The sequence below is a fragment of the Lentzea sokolovensis genome (assembly GCF_033949975.1).
In the GTDB taxonomy this organism is placed as follows: Bacteria; Actinomycetota; Actinomycetes; order Mycobacteriales; family Pseudonocardiaceae; genus Lentzea; species Lentzea sokolovensis.
In genome coordinates, this window is record NZ_JAXAVU010000001.1 from 1031990 (window position 1) to 1046187 (window position 14198).

Here is a 14198-nt window from a genome sequence, read left to right on the forward strand (position 1 = left end):
AAGAGGGTCACTCGTACCGGGGCAGGAACGTCCGCAGGTCCAGCGCCGCGAGCCAGCGGCGCCACCGCGGCACCGTCGCGCGCATCCGGTTCCTGGTCTCCCGCACGGCCGCCCAGTACGCGTCCACGGCAGCCTGGTCCGGCGTGCCGGGGCCGAACACGTGGTCGTCCGCGTGCACGGCGAGGCCGCGCAGGTCGAACCGGGCCAGCGCGGCCGCCTGCTGGCGCCGGGTCAGTCCTCGCGGCACCTTCGCGCCCAGGTCGCGGGCGTGGTCGACGACCTCGCGCCAGCCGGTGGCGAACCTCGTCGTCGGGCTCCCGCGCGTCCGCCTTCGGTGGCGTCGCAGGGACTTCACCCCGACGAGCAGGCCGATCAGCGCGCCGATCGGGAGCAGCACCGCGCCGAGGGTGATCAGGAGATCCCTGAGCCACGACGGCAGGAACGGATGGTCGATCGGGCCGGTGCCGACCCCGGCCGCGTCCGCACGGCTCGCGTCGACGAGCGAGCTGGGCATCTTCACGGTGTTCGGCGGCGGCACGACCGAGGCGTCGGTGTTCTCGATCTCCTGCGGCGGCTGGTGGTCCGGCTTCTTCGACCGGTCGGGCATGTACTCGGTGTTCGGGATGACGGCCCAGGTGCCGTCCGCGAGGTGGATCTCCACCCACGCCTGCACGTTCTCGCCGCGCACCACCCCGCCGGAGCCGGGCAGCGCGCCCAGGACGACCCTGGCCGGCATGCCGATCTCGTTGGCCACCAACGCGTACGCGGCGGCGTACTGCTCGTCGTTGCCCGCTGGTCGCTTGGCGTTGAAGAACGCCGTGAGCCTGGAGGTGCTGTGTCCCGGCAGGTACTCCGTCTCGCCGGGACCGCCGTCGGTGTAGGCGCCGTTGTCGCGCAGGTACGCGGCAGCCGCTTTCAGACGACCGGCGATCGTCGTCGCGTCGCCGGACCACTTCGCGACCTTGCTGCGCACGAACGCCAGGTCACCGGTGCGCACCGACGGCCGTCCGAACGGCTGGGCGTCCTCCGGGATTCCTTGGGCCGCAAGGACTGTGCGCAGCTCATAGGTGTCGCCCTCGCGCAGCCGGTCGGCGACGATGCCGGACGCGGTCGCGAGGTTGTAGCGCAGGTTCTCGGTGTGGCCGGCCTTCCGCTCACCGGCGAACGCGATCTCCCGCGCGCGCCCGGCCGTCGGCAGCCACGCGCTCAGCTCGTCCGCCGTCGCGTAGGCCGCCTCGATCCTGATCGTCACGTCCGCCTCGGCCCCGGAACCGGTGACCGGGATGCGCGCGCCGACGCGTTGGAAGTTGTTGCGCTGCAACGGTCCGGCGATTCCGGACGGATCGTTGGTCGCGCCCCACACCCGGCCGTCGTAGCCGTCGAGCGTGGCGATCCGGACGCGTTCGCCCTCCGGCAGGCCCTGCACGGTGAAGAGCGTCTGGTCCCACAGCTGGTTGGCGTCCTTGGTGTGCTTGCGATAGCCGACCAACGGGCTCGCGTACGCACCGATCTCGAACGGCGGCTCCACGTAGTTGCGCAGCACCAGCCGGTCCGCGCTGCCGGTGCCGGGCAGCACCGGTGCGACCAGCAACGCCAGCCCCGCGGCAGCACCCACCAGCACCACCGCGGTCACCGATCGCATCCCGCGGACGCGCGCCCCGGTGCGATGCCGTGCCGCCCGCACCGCGAGCCAGCCGGAGCCGACCGCCGCGAAGGCCGCGCCCAGCACCCCGGCCGCTTCTCCGGTGCCGAGCAGGATCACCGCGGCGAGCACGGCGAGCGGCGCGCCGATCGGGGCCGCGCTGAGCCTGACCCGGCGGGCCAGCGTGAAACCGCCCGCGCCGCAGAGCAGACCGAGGATGTACGGCAGCACCAGCAACGGACCGGTGCCGTCGACCGGTGGCAGCGTCGTGAGCAACTGCTTCCAGCCGTGGACACCGATGTCGGCCAGCCCGGCGAGCGTGTCCGGGGTCGGCACTCCGCCGCTGCCGCGCATCGCCACCGCGCCGCCGAGGAGGAAGAACACCGCGACCGTCATCGCGGCGACGGCGATCATCGGGCGCCGCAGCACGGAGGCCACGTGCCCGGCGAGAACGCCGAGCACCAGTCCGGCGCCACCGGCGAGCAGGAAGCCCCAGCCGGTGTAGGTGGTGCGGAAACCCAGCAACGCCACCACGAACAACGCACTCAGGAAGGCGGCGTCGACGAGGTCGTCGCGGCGGGGCACGAGTCCGGTCACTGCAGAGTCCCTCCCGCCAGCAGCCCCGGCAGGTCGCCGAGCTGCCGCAACGTGAGCACGGTGAAAGAGGTGCTCGCCGCTCTTCTGGTGTGCTCGGCCGGATCCACCCGCAGCACGACCTTGCGCACCTCCGGTGAGAACGCGGACGCCGCGACCCGCAGGTCCGCGTAGCTGTGCCGCGCGCTCGTGATGATCACGACCAGGGTGGCGTCCGGTGCAGCGGCCACCGCACGGGTGGCGGCTCCGGCGAGGCCGAGACCGCCGAGTTCGGCGCGAGCGAACACGTCCAGCACGTGTTGTCCGCCGCCACGACCGGAGACGTGCCCCGCCGCGACCACGGTGGTGTCGATCTCGTCCGCGGCGGCGCGTTTCACGACGGAAGCCCCTGCCGACAAGGACATTTCGAAAACCTCAGGGTCCGAATAGGACTGCTCGGCGCCGTCGACGATCACAACGATGTGCGCCCGCCGCGTGTCGAGGTACTGCCGCACCAGGAACCGTCCGTCCTGAGTGGACGCCGCCAGCTTCGCCGTGGAACGCCAGTGGATGTGCCGCCGGTCGTCGCCCGGCGCGTACTCGCGCAGGGCGTGGAAGGCCAGGTCGCTCATCGAGACGTCGTTGGTGGTGCAGCCTTCCAGGTCGCGCAGCAACCCGGTGCCCAGTGGCGCGAGCGGCACGGTCAGCGGGTGCACGAACAGTTCGACGACCTCCGTCATCCCGACCGTCCGCCGCACCAGTCCGAGCGGGTCACCGCGCACCGTCGTCGCGGGACCGACCGCGATCACGCCGCGCTTCAGTCCGGCGATCTCGATCTCCCGGCCGCGGTCGAACACCTCGACGCGGTCCTTGCCGATCGGAAGCTCGACCTCGGGCGCGAACAACGACCTCCGGCCGTGGTGCTCGACCTCGACCGCGCACCGCGTGGACTCGTCAGGCCGCAGGCGGCGTTTGACGACCTCGACCCGGACTCGGACCGCGCCACGGCCCAGCGTCAGCCCGCAAGCCAATGCCAGCAACAGCACACCCGTGGCGCCGAGCAGCACGAACTCGTCCCAGCCCAGCACGGCACCGAGAACCCACGTCGCCGCCGCGACCACGGCGAGCAGCCGCCCGGACGGCGAGACGGCCTCCAGCAGCCGCCCCACGTCAGACACCTCGCCGGACGGGCGGCTCGATGTCCGCGAACAGCGAGTCGATCACCTTCTCGACCGTGGCGCCGTCGAACTGCGCCTCCGGGTGCAGCAGGATCCGGTGGCCCAGCACGGGATGCGCGAGTTCCTGGATGTCGTCGGGCACCACGTGACTGCGCCCCTGCGCGAGCGCCCACGTCTTCGCACACCGCACGTAGGCGAGGCAGCCGCGCACCGAAACCCCGAGCCGCACAGCGGGATGCGCCCGCGACGCCTCGGCGATCCGGCTGACGTACCCGAGCACGGCCGGATCGACGTGCACCAGGTCCGCCAGCGCGGTCAGCTGCGACACCGCGTTCGCGGCGATGGCGGCGGGCACGTTCACCGACCTGTCCCGCGTCGCCGCGTCCGCCAGCAGCGCCACCGTGGCGTTGTGATCCGGGTAGCCGACGCTGGTCTTCATCAGGAACCGGTCGAGCTGCGCCTCCGGCAACCGGTAGGTGCCGGCCTGCTCGATCGGGTTCTGCGTCGCGATCACCATGAACGGCGACCCGACCGGGTGCGTCTCGCCGTCGACGGTGATCCGCCCCTCCTCCATCACCTCCAGCAACGCCGACTGCGTCTTCGGCGACGCGCGGTTGATCTCGTCCGCGAGCACGATCGAGCCGAAGATCGGGCCGGGGTGGAAGCGGAACACCCCGCGCTGCTGGTCGTAGATCTGCACGCCGGTGACGTCCGACGGCAGCAGGTCCGGTGTGAACTGGATGCGGGTGCTCTTGCCCTGCACCGTGTTCGCGAGCGCCTTGGCCAGCGACGTCTTCCCGGTGCCGGGATAGTCCTCCAGCAGCAGGTGACCGTCGGAGAGCAGGCAGGTGAGCGCGAGACGGATCACGTGCTCCTTGCCGGAAATGGCACGGGAGATGTTCAGCACCATCTGTTCGAAGGTCTGCGCGAACAGCCGAGCCTGTTCAGGAGTGGCGGTCATGATTCTTTCCTTTGCTGTTTCGCACGTCACCAGACCATTGATCCCGATACACCGCCACAGGTGGCTGTGACCGTCTGATTCCTGAATCCGAAGAAGTTCCTCGTTTCCCTGCGCTCATTCGGCCCGAAGCTCTCGTTGAAAAAGCCGCCGCCGGCACTGCTGCTGAAACTGCAGGTCACCCTGCCGGGGAAATTCGCCGTCTGAACCCCGATGTAGGCACAGTCGTCCGACCTGCAGGACCCCACCGTGCCCACACACCCTCCCGCAGGGCACGGTCCGCCCTTGAAGACGGTTACCGTGGGTGGCGGCGGCGGTGTCGTCTGCTGCTGGGACTGGCTCAGCGTCGGCCGGCCCGCATCGGTCACCGTTACCGTCACGGTCACCGTCTGTGAGTGGCCGACGTCCTGGCTGCCCGACCAGCTCCACCCGCCCACACCGGTCGTGAACGACTGGTTGAAGCCACGGCTCGTGGTCACCTGGACGTTCGCGGGCTTCCCGTTCGGGTTCACGGACACGGAGAAGTTGACGACCGTGTTGCTCGTGGAGGTGTTCAGCACGAGGTCACGCATCGGCCCGTACGTCGTCACGCCGGCGGACACGGCGCTGTTGCACGGGTTGCCCGCATAGGCACCGCCGCCGCTGCCGTTGCACGCCTGCAGGTTGATCGTCACCGGCTGACCGTTCGGCAGCCCGGTGATCGTCTGCGTCGCCCCGGCCTGCCCGCCGGTCGGGTAGGTCCACGTGCCGCACGAGCCGCCGGACCACGTGCAGGTCACGGTGTTCGACTTGCCGTGCGAGGCCGGCGCGTCGAACCGCAGCGTCGCCTGCCCGTCCGACCCGGTGGGCGTCGCGGTGAACCCGGTGATCGGGTCCGGGGTCGCGGTCGCCTCCATCTGGGCCGCGGCGCTGGCGGGCGAGGTGTGGCCGGCGGGTTCGGACTCGGCGGCGGCGTTCGCGGCGACGACGGTGTAGCTGTAGATCGTGCCGTCGTTCTGCAGGCCGTCGTCGAGGCAGGTGGTGGCGGTGACCTTGGTGCAGACGGTCTTGGTGCCGCCGCCGGTGCGGGTGAGCGTGTAGCTGGTCGGGCCGGGCCCGTTCGCTCCGACCGCGCCCCACGACACCGTGACGGCACGGGTCTGGGCGTTCGCGGCGTTCGTCGCGGTGAACGACGGCGCCGCCGGAGCTTGCGGCGCGCCCGCCGACTGGCCTTCGACGGTCACCGCCGGGCCGGGGCCCTGCGAGTTGACCGCGATGACGGTGAACACTGTCTTCGCGTCGTTGTCGAGCCCGGTAGCCGCCACGCCCGTGGCACCGCCCGGTGCCGTCGTGCGGCCGCCACCGGACCACGTGATCTCGTGCCGCAACACGGGCGTGCCGTCGTTCGGCGCCGCGACCCAGCTCAGCTGCAACGAACCGTCACGCGGCGTGGACGTGCTCAGGCCGGACACCGCACCTGGCACCGTGTTCGGCTGTGCGGGTGCGGACGCGCCACTGGGCTTGCCCCAGCCGACGAGATTGTGCGCGCGCACGGTGAACGTGTACTCCGTGCCGTTGGACAGGCCGTTGATCGTGCACGGCGAGGCGGAACACACCTGCTTGCCGCGGCCGTAGTCGACCTCGTAGGAGTCGATCGGCGCGCCGTTGCCGGACGGTGTGCTCCACGACAGCTCGACGACCTTGCTCAGCACCGTGCGGCCGGGCGCCGGGGTGCCGGGGGCGTCGGGCACGCCGAGCACGTTCAGCCTGATCCGACCGGTGACCTTGCGGTCCTCACGGCTGTTGTCGGCGACATCGGTCACGACGACGTTGAAGTCCATGGCGCCGTGCGCGTCGCTGTTCGGTGTGATGCGCACGGTCGAACCGTCGTTGCTCGCGCTCGCCGCGGCACCGCCGATCTGGTTCACGGAGACGACCGAGATCTTCGGGTCGCGAAGCTGCGAACGCACGTACGAGACGAGGTCCACGGTGGCGGTGTCGCCGGCCTTCACGCCGTCCAACGTCATGGGGGCGACGGTGGGCGGCGGGGCGGCCGCGACCTTGACCGCGATCTTGCCCTTCGGCCCGTCGCCCGCGCTGACCTCGATCGTTCCGGTCGTGCCGGGCTTCGCGCCACCCGCCGCCGTGACGGTCAGCGTGCGTTCGCCGGAGCCTTCGAGCGAGACGCCGTCCGGTTGTTCCGCCCAGGCCGCCGAGTACCGGACGTCGCCGAGCTTGGAGCGGTCCGCGACCCACACGTGGCACACGGCGGTGACGTCGATCTTCACCGGCAGCCCGCCCTCGACGACGGTCAGCGCCGACGCGGGGCAACGCAGCACCGGCGTGTCCGGCCCGACCTGCACCGGCACCGTGATCAGGGCGAACTTGCCCTCGGGGTCGGTCAGCGAGTTGCCGTCGGTGACCTCGAACGTCACGGCGGCCGGTCCGGTGTAGCCACCGCGAGCGGTCAGGACCAGGCCGGTGTCGCCCTCGTTGCGGACCTCCAGCCCGGTGGCGGGCGCGGCGGTCACCTTGTCGACGGTCGTGAGCTTCGGCTGTTTGCCGGACGGCGCCTCGACGTAGTCCTTGACCTGCACGGACATCGAGCCGTCGGCAGGCACGGAGATCAGCTTGTCCGGGATCGCCCTCGGCGCTCCCGTCCCCTTGGACGGCACGTGGATCAGGCCGGCCGCGGTCGCGCCGGACGCGTCCTTGACCTCGTAGGCGAGGGTGCGCGGGTGGTCGCCGACCGGCACCGTCACCTTGCGGCCGGACACCTTGGCCTGGTCGTGGAAGACCTTGGTGATCTCCAGCCGGTCCGCGGGGCCGTCCGGGTCGGCGATCGCGGGACCGAGATCCACCTCGATGGTGCTGTCTTCCTTCTTCGCCACCGGGAACAGCTCGCCCGCGACCGGCGGGATCGCGTAGTCCTCGCGGCTGCGCACGGTCAGCGTCGCGATGGACGGCTGGCCCAGGCCGTTCGTGATGCCGTACGTGATCACCAGCGGCTTGCCGGTCAGGTCCGGCGCGGTCAGCTCGATCCGGCCGTCCTGACCCTGCACGTCACCGGGCAACGACGGGTTGCGCGTGCTCAGCGGCTCGACGGTGATCGTGTCGCCGGGCGCCCGCACGTCGTTGACCAGCACGTTCACCGCGAGACGCGCACCGGGCGCGGCGGTCACGACGTCGTCCACGGCGACCGGCGGCTGCGGATCTCCCGGCGGCACCACGGCGACGCGGATCAGCGACTGCCCTTCGCGGCCGTAGGTGTCGGTGACGATGAAGCCGAACGAGTCGGTGCCGTTGGACGTCGGGAACGCCTCGTAGGTGAGCGAGGTGCTGGCGATCCCGACGACCCGCCCGAGGGTGGGCGCGGACGCGATGCCGGTGACCGCGACCGAGTCGCCGTCCGGGTCGGCGCCGCTGGACGGGATCGTGATCGTCACCCGGTCGCCCGCGACGGCGCGCACCTCGACGGGTTCCGGGGCGGGCGGCTGGTTCGGGTTGGCCGGAGTCGGCGCCGGGTTCACCGTGACGTGCGCGCGGCCGACGGCCTGGTCACCGTCCGGGTTCTGCACCACGTAGGACACCTCGGCGACGAACGGGGTGTCGAGGCGGTCGGGAGCGAGGTAGCGCACGACGTCACCGGAGACGTAGGCGGTGCCGGGGTCCTTGCGGCCGTCCCGCGCGGTGACGGTCAGCCTGCCGGTGCCCGGCGCGCCCTGCACGTTCGACTGCAGGGAGAGCGGCGCTCCAGCGGGCGAGATGTCGTTGTCCAGCACCGGGATCGTCGCCGAGTCGCCGGCACGGGCCGTCGCGCGGTCGTCCTTGGGCACCGGGGTGTCGTCAGCGGGCGGCGGGAGCTGGGTGACGGTGACCTCGCCGGTGACCGGGCCGGTCACGCCGTCGGTCACGGTGTAGCGCACGACCTGCGGATTGCGGTCTAGGGCGGGCGCGGTCGCGTTGATCCGCAGCCACCGGCCCTTCACGACGGCCACCTCCAGCTGTCCGGAGGTGCTCTCCGCGTGCTGCACGCCGAGGACCGATCCGGCGGGGCTGAAGTCGTTGGCCAGCACGTCGGCCACGACCGGTTCCTGGCCGCGCACGACCGCGTTGTCGGGCATCGCGACCGGCGGCAGCGGCGTCTCGGGAGCCGCGGTGACGTCCACACGGATCGCGCCCTTGGCGAACGGCGCGTTGCCGAACGCGGCGGTGTAGTCGAGCGGGTAGGTGCCCGGTTTGGTGGCGGTCAGCGTCACCAGTCCGGTCTTGGTGTCGGTGGTGACCGTGACCCCCGCGAGCGGTGCCACGTCGGCGGCGAGCCGCAGTTCGGCCGACGGGTCGACGGGGTCGGCGCCGGGGAGGTCGTTCTCCAGCGGGCGGACCAGCACCGGCGTGCCGACCTGGCCGCGTGCCACGTCCGGGCGGGCGACCGGCGGCAACGCGGTGGGGGCGGCCGGATCGAGGACGCGCACGCTTTCGGCACCCGTCACGGGGTCCGCGATGCCGTCGGTGGCCTTGTAGTCGATGGTCTGCCGGCCCGCCTCGATCGGAGCCGCGTACTCGACGAACCCGCTGTTGGTCGTCGTCGCGACACCGGCCTTGGCACCCGCCTCGACGAGCACGACCGGGTCGCCGTCGAAGTCGCGCCAGTCCGCGAGCACCGGCAGTGTCAACCGGCCACCCGACGCGACCGACCACTCGTACGGCTCCGCGCCCTTGCGCACGGCCGGTGCCTCGTTCTGCGCCTCGGTGCGCACCTGCACGGTGACCGCGGCCGTCGCGTTGAGGCCCTTGCCGTCGTCGACGGTGTACTTGAAGTGCACGTCCTGGGCCTGCTCCGGCAGCGTCACCTCGACGGTCTGGCCGTCGGGGGCGATCGCGAGCCCGGCGTCCTTGCGGTCGAGGTCGCTCACGGCCGTGACGGACAGGATGTTGCCGGCGGGATCGGAGTCGTTGTCGAGCACGTGCAGCACCGTCGTGCGGCCGGGCCGCGCGCCGAGCGTGTCGTCGGTGGCTTTCGGCGGCTTGTCCTTCGCCGACTCGGTGGTGTTGTCGTTCTTGTCCTTGTCGCTGGGCTTCTGCTCGGGCGGGGGCCGCACCGACTGCCAGTCGTCGACCTTGTTCTGGGTGCCCAGGTCCCAGACCGCGCCGGTCGCGACGTCGTTGAGCACGATCGCCCTGCGGTTCATCCGGAACACCGGCTGGACCAGGGCCTTCGCGTCCTTGAGGTTGCCCGCCGAGGCCTTCTGGCCGCCGCACGAGCGGAAGTAGCCGCCGGACGCGCCCGCCCACGCGGCGTGCACGCACTCGCCGAGCCGCACGGGTTCGGCCGGGGCGCCGTCCACGCCCTCGTGCAGCGCCGACGTGCCGTCGCCGTCGAGGTCGAACGTCTTGAGCTGATCTTTGGTGGCCACGACGACCGCGTCAGCAGCCGGTCCTGCCTGCTGCAACACGGACTCGCGGCCGGCCTGGGTCGTGCGGCCGGGGAGGAAGAGCGTGCCGGACTCGGCGTCGAGCACGATCGCCTCGCCACCCACCGCGGTGATTCGCGGTGCCTTGGGCGTGGACGCGAGCTTGCCGTAGGACGGTTCGGCGAACCCGGTCTCGGCCGGCGTCACCTTCACCGTGCGGCCGTTGGCGGACACGGCGTGCACCGTGCCGTCCAGTCCCACGGCGAGTGCGGCGGCATCGGCACCGTCGAGCGTGGCGAGCGGCGGGGACTCCTGACTCAGCTGGTCCAGCGCGCTCACGCCGGCGTCGACGTCGACGCGACTGGCCCAGACCTTGCCCGCGGCGGGGTCGAGCACGGCGAGCGTGCCGCCCGCGAGCGCGACCTGGCCACCGCTGGGCAGCACCAGTCCGTGATCACCCAGCGTCACCGAGCGGGCGACGTCGACCGGGTAGAGCTTGCCGCCCGCCCGGTCTCGCGCGACCACCGCGGCGGCGTCCTGAACGATGTCCAGCTGGTAGTTCTGCTGCGCGCCACCCGGTGGGTTGATCGCGGCGTCCAACGACCCGACGGGTTTGTTGAGTCTTCCGAACAATCCGTCGCGGTCACTCGTCACCCACACCCCGCCGTCGTTGAGATCGACCTGGCGGACCGGATTGCCGTTCGACGAGAACGCGTAGGCGACGAGTGAGGCGGCCGCGAGAACGAGCACCGTTCCGGACGCGAACGTGGTCCGGTGCTTTCGGAAGAATCCCACTGTTCCCCTCGCAGAGATCGCGCGCCCTCATCGGCGGTGCCGTCAACCGCCTATCGGGCCGATCCACGAATTCGTTGCAGCATTCACCCGATTGCGGGCGAAGAATTATCCGCAGCTCTCCTGCGACCAGTCCGCGGTCGCGTTGCTGCCGTCCGCGCGCACCACTTTGACCTGCAGGCAAAGGGGTTGCGCGCCTTCGACGTCCACCTGCGGCTCCTTCGCGACGCCGGTGCGGGCGTCGTCGGAAGTGCGCCAGGAGAACGTGTCCGTCGCCTGCTGGGCCGAATAATTCCAAGCGAACCGGACAGTTTTCGCGTCCAGTCTCGTCGCGGTGATCGCGGGCCTGCCCGGCGGCGCGTTGTCCGCGCCCGCGTTCTGACCGGAACCGTCGTCGGCGACAGTGCTCACCGCCGGTCCGCTGCCCGGCTTTTCCTCACCGGACAACAGGAACACGCCCACGCCCACGATCGCGACCGTCGCCAGCACACCCGCCGCATAGTGGGGCCAGCGCAGGCGGACCGGCTGGTCAGGCTGCGGCGGCGGTGCCTCGTGGATCGTCCGCGGCGGCGGGATTTCCTTGCGCACCACGGTGTGCGGCGCCGAACTCGCCGGAAGCGGAGACGTGAACATCTTGCGTTGCGTCGGCGGCGCGACCGGCGGCGGGGGCGGCACGAACGCGGGGGCGGCGACGGGTGCCGGTTGCCTGCGGGGCGCCACGGCGGGCATCAGCACGAGCGCGGTCTCGCCGTACCGTTGCGCCTTCTGGATTCTCTGCAGTCCGAGGGCCAGCTTCAGCGCCGACAGCGGCCGTTCCTCCGGCTCCGTCGCCATGGCACCCAGCAACAACCGCCGCAGGTCCTCCGGCGCGGGCAGCGCGGACGGCAACCAGCCGGACACGATCCGCCGGTCGACGGCCTCGATCGAGTTGTCGGTGCCGGGCGGCATGAACGGCGAGTGCCCCACGATCAGGTGCCACAGCGTCGCCCCGAGCGAGAACACCTCCGTCAGGACCGCGTTCTTCTCCTTCGCGGCACCGGTGAGCAGTTCCGGGGCCGACCACGGCACGGACAGCATCACCTGGCGTTCCGCGTCGTTCTCGGCGAAGCGGCCGGCGATGCCGAAGTCGGTGAGACACGGCTTGCCGTACTCGTTCATGAGCACGTTCGCGGGTTTGATGTCGCGGTGCAGGATCCGGCGTTCGTGCGCGGTCTCGACCGCGCACGCGATCTGCACACCGATGTCGAGCACGTCCCCGACCGGCAACGGCGCCGCGGCCGAGAGCTTCGCGAGATCGCCGCCGGGGCAGTACTCCATGACCAGGAACGGGCGTCCGTCGGCCGCCGTGTCCGTGTCGTAGACCGTGGCGACGTTCTGGTGGTTGCCCAGTTCCGCCATCGACTCGCCCTCGGCGATGAACCGCTCCCGCACGTCGTCGGACAGTCCGGCCGCCTTGGGCACCTTCACCGCGACGTCGCGCTTGAGCTTGTGGTGGTAGTAGCGGTACACCATCGCGAACCCGCCGCCGCCGATGTCACCGCGGTACTCGAAGTGCGGGATGGCCGGAGGTCCCAGGATCATCCGCTCACCTCGAAGACGAAGAAGAACTGGTCGCCGAGCGTCACGCGGGTGCCGGGGTAGAGGATCTCGTCGATGTGCGGGGCGAGCTTCTCCGGCGGGCAGCCCGGCCGCGAGATGCTGGTGCCGTTCATCGAACCGAGGTCGCGCACCAGCACGTCCCAGTTCGCCGGCCGGATCTCCACGTGCGTCCGGGAGATCTCCGTGTCGTTCTCCCTGCCGACCTGCACGAGGTTCACGCCGCCGCGGTCACCGCTGGGATCACGGCCCATCACGACGTTGCGGTCGAGCGAGATCGTGTCTCCAGTGGACAGTCGCAGCAACCCGAGCACCGGCACGGGGAGCATCGCGGCGACCTGTTCCGGCAGCGGAACCTCGCACACCCGGCAGTACACCGCGTAGTCCGAGCTGAGGTGGCCCGCCGGGCACTTCCTCGCCCGCACCAGGCCCGTTCTGGTGCCCTGCAGCATCTGGGTGTCGTTGGGGGACAACATGGTCGTGCGCAGCACCGTCTCCGTGACGGGCTGGCGGGCCGGAACCGGTGGCACGGGGGTGGGTGCCACGACGCTCTGGGGTGCCCAGTCGAACGACTGGATCACGCCGGTGACCTGGGTGATCTGAGGTGACGTCGGCGGTGGCGTAGGGGGTGACGTGGGTTGCTCACGCACGACGGTCAGCTCGACCGCTTCTTCCTGCTGCACAACGGTGTGCTCGACCAGCACCGGCTGCGGCACGGACACGGGCTCCGGCACCGGCACCGGCACCGGCACGGACTGCGGCACAGACACCGGCTGCGGCACCGGGACCGGCTGCGGCGCGGCGTCGGACAACGCGACCAGAAGCTCGTTCGCGAGCACCACTCCAGCGCGCACCGGCAGCCCGGGCCCGCTCGCCCCGGCCACGACGCGCAGCCGTGCGACGTCGTCGAGGTTGCGGTCGACCCACGTCCCCACGCCCGCCGCACTGATCTCCTCGACGGCACCGGCCGCGTTCATGACCTGCAGCCTTGCCTCACCTCGTACCACCGCACGGTTCGCGGTCAGCAGCGCGAAGCCGCTCACCGCGCGAAAACCCTCGAGGACGATCGCGCCGAGCACCTCGTCGAGCGGCTCGTCCGACCGCACCAGCTCCCAGCACCGGCGCACGAGAGCGGACTCGGGCGCCACGGCCAGCAGGAGCCACGTGCTCTCCCCCACGACCGCGACCCACGTGCCCGGCACGTACTCGACCTCGGTCATCTCGGGCCCGGTCATCTCGGGCTCCGGGGTGCCGTGTCACAGCTGGACGTCTCCGCCACGACCAGATGGTCGACCACGAGCGCGGTCACGTTGTCGCGCGCCTGAGCCGCCACCGCACGATCCACCAGCACGGCCGCCGCTTCCTTCGCGTCGGCGTGCAGCCGGAGAACCTCTTCGATCTCGTCGTCGGCGAGCTCGTTCGTCAGCCCGTCCGTGCAGATCACGAACCGCTCACCGACGCGCGGCGGGAACAACCACAGGTCAGGGTCGCCGATGCCCGCTTTGCCGAGCACGCGGGTGACGACGTTGCGGCGCGGATAGTTCCTGGCCTCGTCCGCGGTCAGCAGCCCCGCCGTGACGAGCTCCTGCGCCTCGGAGTGGTCGACGGTGAGCTGCGCCAGCCCCGCGCCGTCGAACCGGTAGACCCGCGAGTCGCCGATGTTGAACACGACCCAGTGCGGCCGCTCGGACAGCGTGACGAGCGCGAGTCCCGCGACCGTCGTCATGCCACCGTGGTCGGCCTCCTCCAGCGTCCTGCCCGCGGCGGCCAACGCGACGCGCACGTCCTCCAGCCCCGGTCCGTCCAGCTGGTCCAGCTCCCGCAGCCGGGCGACGAGCGACGCGCTCGCGACCTCACCGGCCGCGTGCCCGCCCACGCCGTCGGCGACCGCGAAGACCTGTCTGCCCGCGATCGCGTTGTCCTCGTTGACTTCCCGCACCACACCGGGATGCGTGGCGACGCCCGCCAGCACCGCGCTCACCGCACCACCTCCGCTCCGCCGTCCGGACCTCTCATCGCTCGGCGTTCACGAAGCGTTATGCGGTTTCAGGGACAAAAAGTGGCCA

7 protein-coding genes are annotated in these 14198 nt (G+C 71.3%); all 7 read right to left on the reverse strand.

From position 1 onward, the window contains the following. Positions 1–7 precede the first annotated feature (7 nt). Positions 8–2239, reverse strand: coding sequence for a transglutaminase-like domain-containing protein (locus SK854_RS04295; RefSeq protein ID WP_319973620.1), 2232 nt, complete (start codon positions 2237–2239; stop codon positions 8–10). After that, a complete protein-coding gene (locus tag SK854_RS04300; RefSeq protein WP_319973621.1) occupies positions 2236–3384 on the reverse strand; it encodes a DUF58 domain-containing protein in 1149 nt (382 codons plus the stop codon). The genes SK854_RS04295 and SK854_RS04300 overlap by 4 nt, the downstream gene beginning before the upstream one ends. Before the next feature lies 1 nt (position 3385). Beyond that, entirely contained in the window at positions 3386–4354 is a 969-nt protein-coding gene (locus SK854_RS04305; protein ID WP_093588429.1) for an AAA family ATPase, read from the reverse strand. 26 nt (positions 4355–4380) lie between these two features. Beyond that, the gene (locus SK854_RS04310) at positions 4381–10539 is read right to left on the reverse strand and encodes an Ig-like domain-containing protein (RefSeq protein WP_319973622.1); all 6159 of its coding nucleotides are present in this window, start codon (positions 10537–10539) and stop codon (positions 4381–4383) included. A gap of 105 nt (positions 10540–10644) precedes the next feature. Further along, entirely contained in the window at positions 10645–12117 is a 1473-nt protein-coding gene (locus SK854_RS04315) for a serine/threonine-protein kinase (RefSeq protein WP_319973623.1), read from the reverse strand. Next, complete coding sequence (locus tag SK854_RS04320; RefSeq protein WP_319973624.1) at positions 12114–13367, reverse strand: FHA domain-containing protein; 1254 nt, start codon at positions 13365–13367, stop codon at positions 12114–12116. Before SK854_RS04320 ends, SK854_RS04315 begins: the two co-directional genes overlap by 4 nt. After that, positions 13364–14113, reverse strand: a complete 750-nt coding sequence (locus tag SK854_RS04325; RefSeq protein WP_319973625.1) for a PP2C family protein-serine/threonine phosphatase — start codon at positions 14111–14113, stop codon at positions 13364–13366. The genes SK854_RS04320 and SK854_RS04325 overlap by 4 nt, the downstream gene beginning before the upstream one ends. Positions 14114–14198: the final 85 nt, after the last annotated feature.